The sequence below is a fragment of the Corynebacterium belfantii genome, assembly GCF_041898185.1.
Taxonomy (GTDB): domain Bacteria; phylum Actinomycetota; class Actinomycetes; order Mycobacteriales; family Mycobacteriaceae; genus Corynebacterium; species Corynebacterium belfantii.
The window spans coordinates 2,451,929-2,468,939 of sequence record NZ_CP157823.1 but is presented as its reverse complement, the minus strand read 5'-3'; the positions used below and the strand labels follow the sequence as shown (position 1 = coordinate 2,468,939).

Genomic DNA, 17,011 nt, shown 5'->3' with positions numbered 1-17,011 from the left:
CCAAATGCTTCATGCTTATATTATTCAACCACGATCCGAAGTCATAACTGCTTTCTTGAAACTTGGATACCGAGTTACTCAGGTTCTCGATTGCCCTCCTCAAGCCCAGGAAGCGTTCCGGTCTGAATATGATTCCTTAACTGTTTCGAGTATTGGAAATGTTGTTGAAATTGTTGACGCAATTTATCAAAGCAATCCAAGTGCAGGTGAAGGCACTGCAATTTGTATTGGACTCGGAGACCAATCCAGCCTCGTTGCTAGCCTGGTTAATGAACTTCTTGGTGTAGCGAAGACCAAATATACATCACCACTAACTCTATCCATTCTAAGAAACAAACCGCTTCTTAGAAGTGTACTCGATAGCTCGCTATCTCAGTATTCAGGATATTTCCGTGTTGTAAATAGTTTGGATGAGGTCTACGCTGTCTTCAGGAAAATTAATCGCGCTCTTGTGGTTAAGCCTCTTAATGGATCTGGATCGCGCGGTGTTTTTCGGATACAGTCCGAGACTGACATCTTGAATAATTCGGCAAGTATGTGTTTCCCAGCTTTAATTGAAGAGTACTTTTGTGGAGACGAGTTCTCCATTGAAGCAATCACCATCAATGGTAAACACCAACCGCTCGCAGTAACGCAGAAGGTACTTGGCGGAGAGTCAGGAGTCGTTGAGATAGGTCAAATTCAACCTGCCGATATCAGTGAAGAGTCAAAAGTTCAACTGATGGAGGCTGCCACAAGTTTGCTCGACGCTATCAATTTCCGGTTTGGACTAAGTCATACGGAGATAATCCTCTCCGATGGTGTTCCGAAGATTGTAGAGTCCCATGGTCGCGTGGGGGGCGATCGAATTGCGGATCTATTGCGCTTCACAACTGGGCACGATGCTTTTGAACGGCTAGCATTCGCACTATCAGAGGAAAGGTTCCTACCCATAGAGCCAATTGCTTACAGCAGTCGTATTGACTTTGTTGACTTGCTAGACCACCAGGGTTCTGATCGGGAATGGAAGGATAAGTTGCTTTCTGAACCGCATGTATATTCTGCCGAAGTCTTAAAACCAGTTGGTGAAAGAGGGCCCATTAGATGTTCAGCTGATCGCCACGCATTTGTAATTTCAGTATTCGAAGGAGAGGCCAACCAATGAAAGTTCTGATTTTGGTTCTTCAAGATAGCGAATATCGAGGAACAAATAACTTCTTCATACCGAATTCACTATATAAACTTGGGCATGAAGTTGTGTTAGCCGATCCTAACACAATTCAAATTATCAACGGCTGCGTCACTGCAAAATCATGCAAGTTTTCTGGAGGAGATATTGGTGACCCGCATCCCAGAATGATCACTTCAATATCTTGCGAAACATTCGATGTTGTGTGGTTTCTAGACTACCCACATCCAAACAGGCTTTTTGACTATTTCAGGATTCTTTGGGTGTTAAGCAAACGGGTCCCGTTTGTGAATGACCCACTTTCCGTTTTCCTTCTCAATAATAAGCTTGGCCCATTAGGACTCGATTCGGCACGTTACTTTTCAACCAGTTCTGTGGTTAACAATGCTGATTCGATCCGTTCGGTTCGCACTGCTTCACCAACCCAACGTTTCGTAATTAAACCTCCAGATAAAGGTTGTGGTGCAGATGTTTTCATTTTGTCACCGGGCGACCTAAATGTACACGCCTTGATTGAATCAAGTCTGGGCAATCCAGCACAGATGGCGGAGATGTTTGGCTCAGCTATCGTTGGTCAGACAGAAAATTATGTCGTGCTACAGGAATTTGTACCACATCTCCGAGAAAACGAGAATCGAGTACTCTTAGGTGGAGGGAAAATACTAGGTGGATATCGTAAAATTTCCGCACAAGACGATTTTCGCGGCAACTATCTAGTTGGAGCTACCACCGCCCCATTACAAATTTCAGAGTCTGCTGAGACTCTTGCTTTAAGTGTAGCGAATGAGCTCTTGAATTATGGAATTCATTTTGTCGGAATCGATGTTTCAGGCGAAAATCTAATTGAGCTTAATCTTGTAAACCCTGGTGGAATAAGTGGACACCTAGAAGCTACAGGGATCGATATCGGTCAAGATGTTTGTCAAGTAGTCCTATCCGGTTGCCTCTAGGCTCACCACTAGCGAGGTATAGACTACTCCCGTCTGATATGAGTTCATTTAGTGCTCGTTGACACCAATACAAGAGCCACTAAATATGGATTCCTCTACACCTTCATGTAGAAGGAGCAGTCGTAGCCGTCTGCATCCAGCGGTAGACCATCCGCCCAGATGGGGAGCATTGTCATGAGCGCCACGATGTCGTCAACGCTGGCACCGTCTGTGGGCTCGTCAATGACGATCTCGTCGTGAATGTGCATCACGATCCGATGCCCGGCCGCATCGACGTGGTGCATGGCGTTGGTCAGGAGGTCCCGGGCGGTGGCTTGGACAAGGTTCTCGGTGAGCTTGCCGCCATAGGTTTCGATCGGACCCCACTTGCGAGTGGTGCCATCCACCCCGTCAAACAGGAGGGTCTGCTGACGAAGCTTTCCATAACGGTTACTTCAAACCAATACTAGTAGACCCATCTACGATCATTGCGAACGAAACAGCCTTCGGGCTTTGGCGGGGTCAGGGAACACCCAATGAGCGTCTATGGATTGCTTCTGACGGGACTGTGCGGGTGAGTGCTGATGGCACTCCGCTCGGGAGTGTACGTCAACAATTTAGCCATATTAAGAAGTCATATGCCGAATTGCATAGCCCAATATCAGGTTGCCCAGCAGCTCTCGAAATCGTATCGGCTAACAAGGGTTGCCAAGAAGCTATCGAGAGTAGACCTTGGTTGAAAAACTTCCTGAATGTGGCAGGCATGTGGCGTTCACTCCTGGCTAGAGGAATTGAACCCGTGAGAGCTTCAGGATTTGGTGGCGTTCACGACCTGGAATCCTCGATGCAGTGGGGACGCACTGACTACGGCATCTTGTGGAGTGCTGAAAACGCGTACATAGGTACAGGATCACTTGGCTCGATTATCAAAATCTCACGTGAGACTGCCCGTGTATTAGAAACAGTGCGGATGCTAAACGGAGATTCCCTGAATGATCTGGACCCAACCATCCGCAGCCACGTAGAAAAATTGGAACGAAAGTTAGGTGTTCACATCCTACCAAGTAGCTCATTAGTGAGAGGGGAGTAGGAAATGACGGCAAATCCAAGTAGCGCGCTCTTGGCAAACCTTCTGGCTCCCGTAGATCGTAATCGCCCAGAACACATCGCCATGAGTGCTCAAGGTCATCACGTGACATATGAGGATGGAAGTGTCAAGCTTTGCGCAACAAGTGGGTTATGGAATGTACCACTGGGATACGGTAACCGCAACATCGCAGATGCGATACATCGGGCGGCTATTGATGCTTCATACCTCAGCACGTTTCGTGCCGAACATACGTATGCTCGACAAGCCGCTGACGCACTGGTTACGTTCAGTGGACTGGATAATGCGTATACGAGGGTGTACTTCTCCACAAGTGGTGCTTCTGCGAACGATCTCGCGATGAAGATCATTCGTATATATCAACTTGTAAATGGCAACACGAACAAGGCGAATATCGTTTCCCTTCACGATAGTTATCATGGATTGTCTTTCGGTGCTTTCGCATTGACAGGTCAAGATCTCGGTCAAGCCATGTATGGAGTAGATCAAAGGAATATTCGGCATGTTCGCGTAAACGACGTGAATCAGCTGCGACAGTTATTCGACATCGAAGGAGAACGTATCGGTGGCATCATTCTTGAGCCGGTCCTTGGAAACGGATGCCAGGTTATTGAACCAGATTTCTTGCGTGCAGTCTTCGCCTTACGTTCCCGCTACGGCTTCTTAATTATTGCCGATGAGGTCGCCACTGGTTTTTGGCGCACAGGAGTAGATTTTGCGAGTAATCAGTGGGAGGAGAAGCCCGATGTGCTTTTACTTTCGAAGGCGCTGACAAACGGGACACTTGCAGCTTCTGCGATTTTGTTGAGCAAGAATACTTCGGAAGTGCTCGATACGGTGACAATCGCCCATGGGGAAACTCAGGCCGGTTCACCAATTGTAAGTGCAGCAATCCTAGCGACATTGCGGGAACTCTCTGCGTTTGAAACGGATACACGTGTTAAACAATTAGAAATTAAACTGACAAGTGCACTCGAAACTCTCCGGGAAAGCAATGAGCTGATCACCGAAATAGGTGGCGTAGGCGCAATGCGGTCAATTAGCTGTGTAACTCCGAATGGTCATCCGCTGAATGGCGAACAGGTTCAACGTCTAGTCAGGTTAATCAAGACCGAGGGAGTCATAGTATATCCAGGAGTTTCCGGTATTCAAGTATTTCCGGCTTATACCTACACGACAACAGATCTCGAGTTTATGACGGAACAAATCGACGCAGGGCTCGAAGCGTTTTCGCAGACATTTCAAGATGAATCAAAGCTAAAGGGGGTGTCTAATGCTTCCCATTAACACTCAAACTGTGCTTGTCGCTGGGATGTCCGATCTCCGTAGGTGGATCCATGGCTATAACAGTGACTTTTTAGATATCGTCCTTGATTCATCCATCTTGGAAGGCTCAGTGACGGAAAGATTCATTAATTCTTTGGGACATTCTGTTGGTGACACTCGTGTGATCACGTATCGCAGTGGAAGACTCGACGGTCATCTCCGAACTGGTTCTTTTGTAATCGTTGTTGGAGGAGGCTCCTGCCTCGATGACGTGAAGCTCCGTGTCTATTTGAACTCCCTTGGACTTACGGAGTTGCCTAATCTAAATGCGCGGTGTGGGTTTCTCCTTCTTCCTGAGCTACAACACCGTGCCCACCTTCTAGCGGCAATCCCGACGACTCTCGGGACTGGAAGCGAAGTAAGCCAAGTTGCGGTGGCGAAGAAGCCGGGAGATCGAAAGCTTGTCTTGGGGGCAGGGCTAGCACCTACGGTCGCGTGGCATAATACGGATTTCTTGCAATCGCTCCCTTTGGATATCCTCCATGAAGGTGTTCTGGAAATCTTTGCTCGTCTCCTTGGAGCATTTATCGCACCGCAAGACGATACGCATCAGCCTGAAGATGCAGTGGTTCGGGGATACGTGCACTGCATGGCTCCAGCACTAATGGACGGTGACCGACTCAAAGACTCTCGTTGGCAAGAGAACTTACTCAGAATTGGCGCACGTTCTCATCAATCAGGTGTGACGTACAAACGCCCACCTTTTGGAGTTAAGTGGTGGCCAATCGTCAACGAGATTTGCGCACTGACAGGGGAACGTAAAATCCCTGTTCTGTCGTTGATCCTTCCCCAAATACTTCTTCGGATCCTAGAAGGCGATGATCGTTGGGGAAGTGCGGTACGCCTGAGATCCATTTGGAGCTCGTTTGCAGAGAACGCCGGGCGGGATGTACCTGAAGACCCAGTGGCAGGTGTTGCTTCCCTACTTGCTGACAACGTTCAGCACTCAGATCATCAATCTTTATGCATTCCCATGCTTGTGCAGAGAATAATGCGAGCATGGGGTGAAGGGCTACCGATGTTTCGTGGATTCGAGGGCAATGAGCTTGAGAACCTTCTTGAAGCTGCATTGGTATCGTCCCATGCTGTATCGGTAGCTAGTCAAGGTAATAATTGAAAGGAGGGGAAATGAAAAACCAGCTAGAACTTCTTGAACTCGATATGCAGGAGCTTGAGCCTATGGACGCTCCGTTCTGGGCAACTGCAGCAAGTGTTGCATCGGGAATCTCTGCAGTGTCTGGCACGGCATACACCGTGTTTAAGTCACTCGTTGCGGCATCGATCATTGCGACCTAAATTCTTCCAAATTACCGAAAGGAGTACATACCATGGAACCTTTTGAAATCCGAGCACTACCAGAATTGGAAATGCAGGAACTTGAGGCCATGGACGCACCCGGTTGGTGGACTGGTTTCCAAAAGGGCGTCGAAATTACCCTCGCGACACTGGTCTTCTCGGCTGCGACAGCTGCCTCCGCAGCAACCTAATCCCAAACGATCCATTACTGACTAGTAATGCTAATTGGCTATGTGAACCTGAGCATTCAGGTTCACATAGCCACCCAGAGGACGTGATACACGTGAATAAGAAGAACAATGGTAGTGCCAAGGTGACGTGGGTCCTCATTGCCCTGCTCGCCGCAATCTTTGTCATCGTTACATTTGTCGATGAGAGGTTTAAGTCGGGCTCCCTCTACGTCGCACTCATAGCCACTCTAGCTGCCTTGGCTTTTATTGGCTTTCAAAATCGCCGGGATCGATAGTTATGGCAGAGGCGGCAATCGAGTTTCGAGGATTTTCAAAGTCTTTTGGATCAGTAACAGCTGTTGAGGATGTATCGTTCTCTGTCGAACCAGGTCGGGTCGTAGGGCTCTTAGGAGAAAATGGGGCTGGTAAAACGACATGTATACGTGGACTCCTTGGCCTTCTTGAATCGGACGCAGGCGACGCACTTATTTTCGGTAAACCGTTCAGCACCCGTCGCGAGAGAAATATTGTAGGAACTTCAATCGACGGCATAGGGTTCACTCCTGGTGCGACTGTCAGACGTGAACTTATGATATGGGCTCATGCACATAATGTCAGTCGCGAGAGAGTCGATACTGTGTTGGAACAAGTGAGCCTTACCGATGCCGAAAACCGTAGCGTCCAGAAGCTCTCCCAAGGTATGAAACAAAGGCTCGCCCTCGCGACGGCCCTGTTGCCCGATCCTGATATTTTGCTTCTTGACGAACCAACAAATGGTCTTGATCCAACTGGAATTCGTTGGCTGAGAACGCTTCTGCGCAATTTTGTTGCAGCGGGGAAAACAGTTCTGCTTTCTAGTCATTTGCTCAACGAAGTTGAGCAAACTGTTGATGACGTAGTCATCTTAAAACGAACTGTGAAGTTCACTGGTTCCCTGAGTAATTTTACAGAGAACGGACATTTTAGATTAGAGGATAAGTTCTTTGAACTGATGGGAACCGAGGGACTGAATGATGTTAGGTAACCGATTTCGCTCAGACCTCCTGAAAGCATTTACTGGGAAGCCGTTCTGGGTCCTTATAGCAATTGGTCTCGGTCTAACCGTACTTTTTGCCTTTGGATTCGCAGAATCGTTGGTGGATCCTGCCTTACCTCAAGTTTCATCGGAGGAAGGGAGTGCCACGATCCTTCGCTCATTCTTCGCGATGACTATCTGTGCTGCCTGGATGGGCGCTTTGATTATCACCCGCGAATATGGAACTGGGACTATTGCTCGGACGGCTATAATCTCTCCCACTAGAACAAGTGTTGTGGGAATGAAGACACTTACTGCAACAATTGTCGGCGCAATCTTGGGCGCCGTAGCGGTGATTGTCGCAATCCCAGTATCAATGCTCCTTGTCGAATCAAAAGGATTTGAGTTTGTGTGGACGAGTGACGTCGTTACTATCGCGATCGGTGTTTTTGTGTCGACACTACTTTCTTCTTTGTGGGGGCTGTACATAGGTTTCATAACCCGTAATTCCGTTACCGCTATCTCCGTCATTGCACTCGTTACGTGGATGATCGAACCCGCAATTCAACGATTTGCACCAGAAATATCTGGGTATCTGTTCACTCTTGCCACAACGGGGGTAGTGCTGGACCCTCACGATGAATTACTCAGTGTCGGCGCATCATATCTTGTTCTCATTGTTTGGCTGGTAGCACTTGGGCTGGTCTCGACTGTGCTGTTCCGTCGGAAAGACATTGCGTAAGGACTGCATGCTTATGAAGAACACGGGATTTAACGACAGCTGGCCCACAGAAAATCCTCCTAGGATTTCAGACGCGGTTGTTCTTCACGAGCCCCATCAAGATGACGAATCGTGGATCCTTCAAGCTGGTAGTCGGCGTTATATCCGGATCCAACCTGAACTTGCGCGACTCATTCAGTCGCTCACTGGAGAGCGCAGCGTTGTAGAGCTTTCTAGAACTCTAGGCGGGGTGTGGACTCCAGCAAATATCGAAGCTGCACTCGAGAAGCTTCACGGAATGAATCTGTTGTACACAGGGGAATCAAAAAGGAATAGCCGGCGCTTTCGATTCGAGGGGCTCCACCGAATTCAGTTTACTCTTCTAGAAACTCCCCAGTTGTTTGAGAAGTTGAGGCCCTTTGCGAGATCGGTGGTATCCAAGCCAAGTCAAATTATCTGGGCAACCATTTGCGCGGTTGGTGTTCTCGCATTGCTCGGAAACTTCCAAACATTAATTGATGCAGTCGCGACTCCTGTTGATTTTCGAACTTACCTTATTGTTGGACTCGCATCCTTGTCCATTATGTTCTTACATGAGTTTGCGCATGGACTAGTTCTTACTGGATTCGGAGGATACCCCAACAGCGTCGGAGTCATGCTTTTCTACTTTACTCCAGCTTTTTATTGCGACATCAGTGATGGTTGGCGGCTTAGGAATAATAATCGACGCGTCGCTGTCGCATTGGCAGGGATTATCTTTCAGCTCGGTGTTGCTGGTATATCGTGCATCATAGCGCTCTTTCCCATTAGCTATGAAGTGTCTAAGGGTCTCCTCTTATTTGCAACGCTGAACTACGTTTCGTGCATAGTTAATGCGCTTCCGTTTATCAAGCTTGACGGCTATCTAGCTCTGATGACTTATCTAGACCGCCCATTCTTGCGAGAGAACTCTATGAAGCTCGCACGTACCTGGCTCTCTCGAGTATTCTTTGGTATTAGAAGACCTCAAACCGGCTTCGAACCAAAGGTTATACTGTTCGGATTGCTCTCCATGATGATGCCGATAGTTATTGTAGCTACTCTCATAGTGTCTCTTTCGGAGGCCATTAAGGGTCTTGGTGTTATTGCAAAATGGGGCACCCTATTTGTCGTGGCAGGATTCGTCGTTTTCATCGGGCGAGCCATCTTTAGGCTTTATAAGAATTCTAGGAATGACGGTATTTCGTCGATTCGTACATTAGCCAGTTGTGTAGTTGCATTGGTGTCTTCAGTTGTGGCGGGGTTCCTCGTGCCTGTCCCGCAAAACATCCAAGCCGGCTATGTTGTGAGCGGAGACGAATTATACCTAGTTTCAATAACTCCGATTGAGGAAGTTCATCCCGGAAGTGCGGTTATCCTACACTCTCGCGGGCTTGTGACATCGTTTGATCAAGGGACCGCACAGATCATCAGCTGTGGAGAAAGGCTCTCTGCACCGTTAAATGCCATTATGCCAATTAAAGTGGAGCCGATGACGGGAATCGAACCCGCGTATTCAGCTTGGGAAGCTGATGTTCTACCATTGAACTACATCGGCAGCGCTATTTTTCAGTAGCGTCATTATGATAGCACTTCCCATCGCGTACACTAAACGGCGTGTTGTATTCCGACAAAGACATTCGTGCCGCTATTGATACTGGCGAGTTGGGCATTGAGCCTTTCGACGCCGACCTGATTCAGCCGTCGTCGATTGACGTTCGTATGGATCGACTCTTCCGTGTATTTAATAACTCTAAATACACGCATATCGATCCGAAGCAGCAGCAGGATGAGCTAACGAGTTTGGTTGAGGTTCCAGAAGGGGAGCCGTTTGTTCTTCACCCAGGTGAGTTTGTGCTGGGCTCTACGTTGGAGAAGTTCACTCTTCCTGCGCATATTGCTGGTCGTTTGGAGGGTAAGTCATCGTTGGGTCGGTTGGGTTTGCTCACGCACTCCACTGCGGGCTTTATTGATCCAGGTTTTTCCGGCTACATCACGTTGGAGCTTTCTAATGTTGCTAACCTGCCGATTACGCTGTGGCCGGGTATGAAGGTGGGTCAGCTGGCGTTGTTTAAGATGACGTCGCCGGCGCAGGCTCCTTATGGTTCTAACACGTTGGGCTCGAAGTACCAGGGGCAACGCGGGCCTACTCCGTCGAAGGCGTATCTGAACTTCCGGTAGTCCCATGCGGATTTCTGTTTTCGGTGCGGGTTACCTTGGCATTACGCATGCTGCGTGTATGGCGCATCTTGGCCATGATGTAGTGGCTGTTGATACTGATGCTGCGCGGGTGGCGGAGTTATCGGCAGGCCGGTTGCCTATTTCTGAGCCTGGGTTGGCGGATCTCCTAGCGGCGCATTCGGTGGAATGGACGGATGATCCGCAGCGTGCGCGCGATTGCGACCTCTATTTTGTGTGCGTGGGAACACCGAGCATCGAGGACCCTTCTGGGCAGGCATGTCTGGACGTGAGTGCCGTGGTTGCGGCGGTGGGGACTATTGCTACGTTGGCGCCGCACCCTGTGGTGGTGGGCAAGTCGACGGTGCCGGTGGGGACGTCGATACGCTTGTTGCAGCAATTCTCACAGATTCACTTGCTGTGGAATCCTGAGTTTTTGCGCGAAGGTCACGCGGTGGCGGATACGCTACACCCTGATCGTATCGTGATCGGTGGCGCGGATCCGCAGCTACTTTTGCGTGCGTATGCGGGTATTAACGCCCCTGTGATCACCACCGATCTGTCCACGGCGGAGTTGGCAAAGTCGGCGGCCAATGCGTTTTTGGCTACCAAACTCAGTTTTATTAATGGGCTGTCGGAACTGGCTAGTGCCACCGGTGCGGATATTGGCACCATTACTCAGGCCATGGGGCTTGATCCCCGTATCGGTTCGAAGTATTTGTCTGCAGGTTTGGGTTACGGCGGTGGTTGTTTGCCCAAGGATGTGCGAGGGCTTGCGGCCAGCGCCCGCGATTATCAGGCATCGCATTTTGCTGAGCTGTTGAGCATTATCGACGCCACCAATCTGCGGCAGCGCGAGCGCACCTGTGAACTCGTGGCTGACCTGTGCACCCCAGGCGCGCGTATCGATGTATGGGGTGCCACGTTTAAAGAAGGTTCCGATGATGTGCGCGACTCCCCAGGACTAGCTGTGGCCGATGCGCTGAAAGCCGAAAGTTTTCGCGTGCGCGTGGTGGATCCCCTCGTGGGGTGTTGGCCGCCTGAACTGCAAGAACCTGAGGCAATTGTGGTGGCAACGGCGTGGCCGGAGTTTAGCCGCGTGATCCCTGAACCCCGCCTTGCGCATGGATGTGGCGGCGTGGTGGTGGACGCGCGAGGTGTGCTGGAGCGCTCAGCGTGGGTGGCCGCGGGGTGGACGTACAGGAATCTCTAACGTGGGCGGTTTAAGGTAGCACCCATGATGGTGAAGTTCGGACAATTCCTGCTGGTGGTTGCGTCGTTAACATATGCGTCGTTTGTGTGGGAGATCGCGTTGGGCTTTCCCCTTGATCCGCACCGGGCTTATTTGTCCGAATATGCTGCCGCGGATAGTCCACATCGGACGCTGTTTGCGGCAACGGACCTGATCACGGCTGTGTTGGTGCTGGTGGCGTTGCTGTGCCTGTGGCGCTTGTGGCCGCGGTGGGAGGCGTCGTCACGCATTATTGCGGTTGCGTTGGCGGTGATGGGGGTTGCCACGATTGGCGACGTTTTCTTCCCCATACCCTGCGCCGAATCGCTGCCCACCTGCCCAATTGACCACTTTGGGTCCTTCCATATCGTGACATCCACTGTGGTCGTCACCGCCCAAGTACTACTCGCCGCGGTCATGCTGCGCCGCCGATCATGGCTTGTCAAAGCTGGCTGCGCAGGGTTTTTGCTGTCTACCGTCGTTCTGCTGGCGTGCACCGCTGTGCATATTCCCGCAGGGTTTCCGCAGCGCGCCCAGGTGCTGTTCGCGTGCGTTGTAATTTTTTCAGCGTCGACTATTCTGCCCAAGTATGTGGATCATTCTGCCCGGCTGGGCATGCCCGCCTAGCGACTACGCGCGCATCGCCACCCCCGCCGACCGCATCGTCGACGCCTGGGACTGCCCACTAAGCAATGGCGTGGACCAACTCCGCGAATACCTCGGTGTTGCCGACGGCACCAGCGTCAACCTCTTCGGGCACTCCTACGGTGGGCTCCTTGCCATCGAATGGGCGGCGCGCTACCCCGAACAAGTAGATTCCATGGTGCTAGCTGACCCCTCCGAACCACACGACATCTCATCATTTCCGCTTCCCAATGCCCTTGCCCATGCGGCCAGCTACCCAGTCGGCGCAGTCGCTCCGTGGATACAGTGGGCACAGCGCACGATACGCAAAGTCCCGCAGCCAGATCACTTGCGGCACCGTTTTGGTGGGGCGCGCACCATCCGTTTTCTTGCCGACGAATTCTTCGCGGTCGAACAACATCAACGCGATGTAGCTGCGTATTTAGCGCAACGAGGACCGATCGCATTCCCGCCGACGATCCATCTTGTGGGGGCAGGCAAGGGATTGAACTGCACTTTTTTGCGCCGTCAGCGCCAGCTCGGCCAGCGACTGGGGGCGACCACCTACTACTTATGGAATGAGGGGCATATGTTTCCGCAGCAGTCGCCTGAGCTGGTGCGGCCGTTTCTTACTAAAAAGTGAGCAATTTTTGTACACTTAGGCAATTTCTTATATCTCCGACCTGCGGAAATGTGACATATGCGAAAGTAATTGAACAAAAATTGCTCACTACAATGCACCGCACCGCAGTGCACCGACTAGTTGGTGCTGTCTGGTTTAACAAAGGGGAAAGCCAGCACCTCGCGGATGTTTTGACCGGTGAGGAACATGACGAGGCGGTCGATACCAATTCCGAGGCCACCGGTTGGAGGCATGCCAAATTCCAGTGCCTGCAGGAAGTTCTCGTCGAGTTCCATGGCTTCGGCGTCACCGCCAGCGGCACGAAGCGACTGGTCGGTGAGGCGCGCGCGTTGCTCGATGGGGTCGGCAAGCTCGGTGTAGGCGGTTCCGAGCTCCATGCCACAGGCCACTAGGTCCCAGCGCTGCGCAATGCGTGGTTCGTCGGGGTCGGCCATGGTCAAAGGGGATGTTTCTACGGGGAAGCCCGCGTAGAAGGTGGGGAACACTGTGGTGGGTTCGACTAGTTCGTCGTAAAGCTCGTTGACTAGGTCGCCGACGGTGGCCGCCTCGATGTCGTAACGCTGAGCGATGTGCGCGTAGTCTGCGAGTGATCCGGAAGGCGAAATTGACTCACCCACCGCACGCGATACCGCCTCATACACAGGAACCACGGGCCACGAGCCCGAAAGGTCCAGAACCTCGCCAGAAGCAGTGGTTACCTGCGGGGAACCGTGGACTGCAATCGCTGCCGAACGGATGATGTTCTCTGTTAGCTCCCGCATGGTGTCCCAGTTGCCGTACGCCTGGTAGGCCTCCAAGGAGGTGAACTCTGGGTTGTGGGTAGCATCCACGCCCTCGTTACGGAAGTTTCTGCCCATCTCAAAGACTCGCTCAAAACCACCCACGACCAAGCGCTTGAGATACAGCTCAGGGGCGATACGCAAGGTCAGGGACTGATCATAAGCACGGATGTGAGTCCTAAAGGGGCGGGCATTGGCGCCACCGTGGATCGTCTGCAAAATAGGAGTTTCTGCCTCAAGGTAGCCTTGCGACACCAGCACCGAGCGCACCGCGGTGATGGCACGAGAACGCGCCGAGAAAATCGAGCGTGCCTGCGAATTCATCGTGAAATCAATGTGGCGGAACTTCGCGCGGGTATGCGGGTTACGCGATGCCTGGCGAGGCATCGGAACCAGAGACTTTGCCGCCATCGTCCACGACTGCACAAGCAGCGACGGTGTGCCATTACGCGAATGCCCCATCACACCGGTCGCAGAAATAATGTCGCCACGGCTCACTAGGCGTTTAAAGGAGGCTAGTGCATCGGGGGCGGTGGCGTCGATAAGCAACTGCGTACGACGCTCCCCCTCCACCACATCGGCGAATAACACCTGGCCGTGGTTGCGAATAAACCAAATACGGCCCGTCAGCGAATCCTCGCCGCGCGGTACCGCCGGCGGATACGCACGCATTCCACTGTGCTCCAACGCATCGAGCTTGCACAACCGCGCTTTTTGCTGCGCCGAACGATGAGGCGGCAGCACCTTCGGTGTTAATGCTTCGGCCTCCACCGCGGCGATAGCAGCCGGATCGCCCAGCGGTTCCAACGAGGGGTTGAAACCAGGCAAGAAACCCTCAGCCGAGGCAAAGGCAATCAGCACGCGTGGGGTGTGAAAACCATGCTCGATGCACAGATAACGCGCCTGCCACGAGGGCTCATACTTCACGTTCGACTGGTACAACGACTGGATCTGCCACCATCGCGACGAGGTGACCAACAGCTTAAATAGCAGCCGCTCCCATGGGGACGCACCGACTGCCATGCCGCGGTCGAGGGACTCGCGGAAGGTCACAAAGTTCAAGGAGAAACGACTAACACCAAGGTTGGGGGCCTCGGCGGCCAGTGCTGCCACCATCAGCTCAGTCACACCGCCGAGCGCCTTCGGGTTACGACGCATCACATCCAAGGAAAGCCCATTACGGCCCCACGGCACCAACGTGAGCACACCCATCGGCTCGCCAGTGGAATCATGAGCCGCGACCAGCACCGTGCGACGATCGCGAGGATCACCCACGCGGCCCGACGCCATGGTAAAACCACGCTCGTCGCCACGCAGCCACTGCTGCGCTACCTCCGCATACTGGGCGGCCTCTTCTGCAGTGAGCTGCTCCTGGCGCACCACCTTGACGGTATAGCCAGCCTTGCGCGGACCAGCGAGCTCTTTGCGCACTGCAGGCAGATTCTTCAACCGGAAATGCTCAGCGTCAATGATCGCCTCATCGCCTAGGGGAATGACCCGCAGACCCATCTCAGCGTAGGCGCGCGCACCCTTCTCCGAGGCCGAAGCGACACCGAGAATCCAGCCGTTCTTCTTCGCCTCGGTACGCCATGCGGACATTGCAGCCGGCCACGAAGCTGGGTCGCCAATCGGATCGCCCGCAGCCAAACAGACGCCATCAATCACACGATAAGAAATTGCAGCAGCACCATTGGGCGAGACGACAAGGTTGCGATCATCACGCGTAGCAAAATACGCCAACGAATCCGAGGACGGCGGCGACAACAACAACTTACGCAACAACAGGTGATCCTCGGCGCTGGCGCGATAGAACTTACGCGAACGCAGCATCACAGCCAACGCAAGAAAAATAGCAGCCGAGGACAACACAGAACCCAGCACCTTGAGATAGTGCGGGGCATGAATACCCGCAGCAAACGGCGGCTGGTTCGGGCTCACACCAAGAGCGGTATACATTGCCCACACTGCCGACACATCAATCGGCTTGTGATAGTAGACCACCAAAAGCGACAAGACGATGCTAAACGACACCGCAATGCCGCCCACCAACACCACCAGTGCCTTTACCCATGAGCCCTCGACACGGGCGGGAAACTCGTCACGGGCACGCCAACCTGCCACCAAAAACAGCACCGATGCCGCAGTAGAAATCAGCACGAGGAACGTAAAGGCATCCAGTGTTTCTTCGGCATCAAAAACAACGATGAGCAGGTACGCAATGCCAATTAGTAGCGAAGGAACCTGGAAGCCAAGAAGATAAAACACCAGTGCGCCACGGTTACCGCGCAATAAGCCGGAGGTCAGCAGCACCATCAAAATGGCAATAAACAACGAGGGATAACTCGGCAGGTTAAACACCGAGAACGCGGTTGCGATCGAATCGGCGAGATCCCAATTGATGTACTTGAGCACAAGACCCACCACCATCCAGCTGGTGGATACCTGTGCCGTCCATAATAAGAGGCGAGATTCCCAACGTTTATGCATGGGAACGATGTTATAAGCTCACCCGTTATTTTGGCGAGATGCGCACAGTCCACGCAGCCACAATTGTGGTCAGTGGCACTGCAAGAGTAAGCGCCATCGCGCCCAGCCCGGAGCGCAGCAGCTCAGTGGCCATCACATCGCTAGTGAGAGTTTGCGCCAGCGGACGATGCGCCACCGACAGCAGCAACAACAGCGGCAGCGTGGCACCGGTGTAGGACAACACCAGCGTGTACACCATCGACGCAATATGGTCGCGGCCCACCTTCATTGCCGAGGTAAACCACTGCCAACGTGTTGCCGTCGGGTTTTGCTCCGCTAGCTCATTGACTGTTGACGCCTGCGCAATCGTCACATCGTTGAGCACACCCAGTGCGCCGATAATGAATCCACACAGCATGAGGCCAGTTACCGACACCCCAGGCAGGTACAAAATAATCTGCAGGTTGTCCTCATTGCCCAAGCCGCGCAGTTGATTATGTTCGATCGCCCAGTAGGACAACCCCGCAGCAATCAGCAACGCCAGCAACGTTCCGCCCAGCGCAGACGCAGATTTCCAATTCAGGCCATGCACCACAAACAACACGGGGATAAGAATGAGCGCGCCGCTGACAATCGCCACCCATGTTGGCGACGCCCCCACCAGCAGCGCCGGCAGCGTAAACATCGCCACAACCGCCATGGTAAAGGCCAAGCCCACCAACGAACGCAAGCCACGCATCGCAGCCAACGCAACTATCGACGCCGCAATCAGCGCACCCCAGATCAGTAGCGACGACGTGCGGTGATAATCACCAAAAGAATAATGCACAGCACCATCAGCGGTAGGAGCCTGCAACAACCGGATACGCTGATCCTTTTCCAATACCGGCTCACCAGGCTGGCCCGAATTCACAATCAATGTGCGCTTACCAGCATCGTCGCCCTCATCGATTCGAACGATGAACCAATCGCACTGCTGGTCCGCACCAGGGGCTACCCGAGGAGAAGTATCAAATACCGTGCCGGACTCCATTGCGGAGCAGCTGCCTTTCGACTGCGCCACAATCTGGCCCTCCACCTGGGCTTGCCCCAAACTAAAAGTCTGATAAAACTCGGGGCTGATCTGTGGTTCTTTATCGCCCGGCCAGAGCCGGACAAGACCCACGAGGGTAGCCACAATCCACACGCCGATGAAAACGGTCAACGCCCATCGCCACGGACCTAGCGCCGGAATGCCCCTGCTCGTAGAACCCGAGGGGCGAGGGGGCGTCGATACGCCTGATGCACGCGACGGACGCGGCGACCGCGATTGCGGAGCTGAACTATGGCGACCCACTTA

Annotated in this window: 16 protein-coding genes, 1 tRNA gene and 1 pseudogene; 14 read left to right on the top strand and 4 right to left on the bottom strand. The window is 52.7% G+C overall.

Translation table 11 applies throughout. The features are described from left to right. Positions 1-4: 4 nt before the first annotated feature. On the top strand, positions 5-1,144 hold the full coding sequence (locus ABMV07_RS12310) for an acetyl-CoA carboxylase biotin carboxylase subunit family protein (protein WP_374064654.1): 1,140 nt from the start codon (positions 5-7) through the stop codon (positions 1,142-1,144). Then, complete coding sequence (locus ABMV07_RS12305) at positions 1,141-2,118, top strand: RimK family alpha-L-glutamate ligase (protein ID WP_374064653.1); 978 nt, start codon at positions 1,141-1,143, stop codon at positions 2,116-2,118. Before ABMV07_RS12310 ends, ABMV07_RS12305 begins: the two co-directional genes overlap by 4 nt. 95 nt (positions 2,119-2,213) lie before the next feature. On the opposite strand, the gene ABMV07_RS12300 is transcribed toward ABMV07_RS12305, so the two are convergent. Further along, complete coding sequence (locus ABMV07_RS12300; protein WP_374064652.1) at positions 2,214-2,504, bottom strand: hypothetical protein; 291 nt, start codon at positions 2,502-2,504, stop codon at positions 2,214-2,216. A gap of 686 nt (positions 2,505-3,190) precedes the next feature. Here ABMV07_RS12300 and mpaD point away from each other — a divergent pair. From mpaD to mpaP, 8 genes and pseudogenes are all read left to right on the top strand, one after another. Continuing rightward, on the top strand, positions 3,191-4,492 hold the full coding sequence (mpaD, locus tag ABMV07_RS12295) for a daptide-type RiPP biosynthesis aminotransferase (RefSeq protein ID WP_197692192.1): 1,302 nt from the start codon (positions 3,191-3,193) through the stop codon (positions 4,490-4,492). After that, positions 4,479-5,648 (top strand): iron-containing alcohol dehydrogenase, encoded by a 1,170-nt coding sequence (locus ABMV07_RS12290; protein WP_374064651.1) that lies wholly within the window; start codon positions 4,479-4,481, stop codon positions 5,646-5,648. The genes mpaD and ABMV07_RS12290 overlap by 14 nt, the downstream gene beginning before the upstream one ends. An 11-nt stretch (positions 5,649-5,659) precedes the next feature. Continuing rightward, positions 5,660-5,827 (top strand): hypothetical protein, encoded by a 168-nt coding sequence (locus ABMV07_RS12285; RefSeq protein WP_162841386.1) that lies wholly within the window; start codon positions 5,660-5,662, stop codon positions 5,825-5,827. A 32-nt stretch (positions 5,828-5,859) separates the two neighbouring features. After that, positions 5,860-6,018 (top strand): daptide-type RiPP, encoded by a 159-nt coding sequence (locus ABMV07_RS12280; RefSeq protein ID WP_162841385.1) that lies wholly within the window; start codon positions 5,860-5,862, stop codon positions 6,016-6,018. A 92-nt stretch (positions 6,019-6,110) separates the two neighbouring features. Then, positions 6,111-6,293, top strand: coding sequence for a hypothetical protein (locus ABMV07_RS12275; RefSeq protein WP_018340749.1), 183 nt, complete (start codon positions 6,111-6,113; stop codon positions 6,291-6,293). Between the two features lie 2 nt (positions 6,294-6,295). Then, the gene (locus ABMV07_RS12270; RefSeq protein WP_088266574.1) at positions 6,296-7,021 is read left to right on the top strand and encodes an ABC transporter ATP-binding protein; all 726 of its coding nucleotides are present in this window, start codon (positions 6,296-6,298) and stop codon (positions 7,019-7,021) included. A gap of 292 nt (positions 7,022-7,313) precedes the next feature. Beyond that, a complete protein-coding gene (locus ABMV07_RS12265; protein ID WP_088266576.1) occupies positions 7,314-7,754 on the top strand; it encodes a hypothetical protein in 441 nt (146 codons plus the stop codon). Positions 7,755-7,761: 7 nt separating this feature from the next. Then, positions 7,762-8,874, top strand: a pseudogene (gene mpaP, locus ABMV07_RS12260) (daptide biosynthesis intramembrane metalloprotease); the annotation flags it as partial. Between the two features lie 361 nt (positions 8,875-9,235). Here the strand turns inward: mpaP and ABMV07_RS12255 are convergent. Further along, positions 9,236-9,309, bottom strand: a tRNA-Gly gene (locus ABMV07_RS12255). Between the two features lie 59 nt (positions 9,310-9,368). On the opposite strand from ABMV07_RS12255, the gene dcd reads away from it, so the two are divergent. From dcd to ABMV07_RS12235, 4 genes are read left to right on the top strand one after another with little or no spacing between them, the layout of a single operon-like run. Continuing rightward, positions 9,369-9,932: a dCTP deaminase gene (dcd, locus tag ABMV07_RS12250; RefSeq protein WP_088266577.1), complete on the top strand. Its 564-nt coding sequence runs from the start codon at positions 9,369-9,371 to the stop codon at positions 9,930-9,932. A gap of 4 nt (positions 9,933-9,936) precedes the next feature. Continuing rightward, positions 9,937-11,142 carry a UDP-glucose/GDP-mannose dehydrogenase family protein gene (locus ABMV07_RS12245; RefSeq protein WP_088266578.1) on the top strand — a complete coding sequence of 402 codons (1,206 nt, stop codon included), beginning with the start codon at positions 9,937-9,939 and terminating at the stop codon, positions 11,140-11,142. Between the two features lie 24 nt (positions 11,143-11,166). After that, entirely contained in the window at positions 11,167-11,787 is a 621-nt protein-coding gene (locus tag ABMV07_RS12240) for a DUF998 domain-containing protein (protein ID WP_088266579.1), read from the top strand. Next, positions 11,750-12,427 (top strand): alpha/beta fold hydrolase, encoded by a 678-nt coding sequence (locus ABMV07_RS12235; protein WP_196977870.1) that lies wholly within the window; start codon positions 11,750-11,752, stop codon positions 12,425-12,427. The genes ABMV07_RS12240 and ABMV07_RS12235 overlap by 38 nt, the downstream gene beginning before the upstream one ends. A gap of 116 nt (positions 12,428-12,543) precedes the next feature. Here the strand turns inward: ABMV07_RS12235 and lysX are convergent, their stop codons facing one another. Continuing rightward, a complete protein-coding gene (lysX, locus tag ABMV07_RS12230; RefSeq protein WP_088266581.1) occupies positions 12,544-15,693 on the bottom strand; it encodes a bifunctional lysylphosphatidylglycerol synthetase/lysine--tRNA ligase LysX in 3,150 nt (1,049 codons plus the stop codon). Positions 15,694-15,718: 25 nt separating this feature from the next. Continuing rightward, positions 15,719-17,008: a YibE/F family protein gene (locus ABMV07_RS12225; RefSeq protein WP_088266582.1), complete on the bottom strand. Its 1,290-nt coding sequence runs from the start codon at positions 17,006-17,008 to the stop codon at positions 15,719-15,721. Between the last annotated feature and the right edge of the window lie 3 nt (positions 17,009-17,011).

What these genes read in the sequence shown, in the direction of transcription:
- ABMV07_RS12310 (WP_374064654.1), top strand. Translation starts at nt 5, where the DNA reads ATGCTTCATGCTTATATTATTCAACCACGATCCGAAGTCATAACTGCT.
- ABMV07_RS12305 (WP_374064653.1), top strand. Translation starts at nt 1,141, where the DNA reads ATGAAAGTTCTGATTTTGGTTCTTCAAGATAGCGAATATCGAGGAACA.
- mpaD (WP_197692192.1), top strand. Translation starts at nt 3,191, where the DNA reads ATGACGGCAAATCCAAGTAGCGCGCTCTTGGCAAACCTTCTGGCTCCC.
- ABMV07_RS12290 (WP_374064651.1), top strand. Translation starts at nt 4,479, where the DNA reads ATGCTTCCCATTAACACTCAAACTGTGCTTGTCGCTGGGATGTCCGAT.
- ABMV07_RS12285 (WP_162841386.1), top strand. Translation starts at nt 5,660, where the DNA reads ATGAAAAACCAGCTAGAACTTCTTGAACTCGATATGCAGGAGCTTGAG.
- ABMV07_RS12280 (WP_162841385.1), top strand. Translation starts at nt 5,860, where the DNA reads ATGGAACCTTTTGAAATCCGAGCACTACCAGAATTGGAAATGCAGGAA.
- ABMV07_RS12270 (WP_088266574.1), top strand. Translation starts at nt 6,296, where the DNA reads ATGGCAGAGGCGGCAATCGAGTTTCGAGGATTTTCAAAGTCTTTTGGA.
- ABMV07_RS12265 (WP_088266576.1), top strand. Translation starts at nt 7,314, where the DNA reads ATGAAGACACTTACTGCAACAATTGTCGGCGCAATCTTGGGCGCCGTA.
- ABMV07_RS12245 (WP_088266578.1), top strand. Translation starts at nt 9,937, where the DNA reads ATGCGGATTTCTGTTTTCGGTGCGGGTTACCTTGGCATTACGCATGCT.
- ABMV07_RS12240 (WP_088266579.1), top strand. Translation starts at nt 11,167, where the DNA reads ATGATGGTGAAGTTCGGACAATTCCTGCTGGTGGTTGCGTCGTTAACA.
- ABMV07_RS12235 (WP_196977870.1), top strand. Translation starts at nt 11,750, where the DNA reads ATGTGGATCATTCTGCCCGGCTGGGCATGCCCGCCTAGCGACTACGCG.
- lysX (WP_088266581.1), bottom strand. Translation starts at nt 15,693, where the DNA reads ATGCATAAACGTTGGGAATCTCGCCTCTTATTATGGACGGCACAGGTA.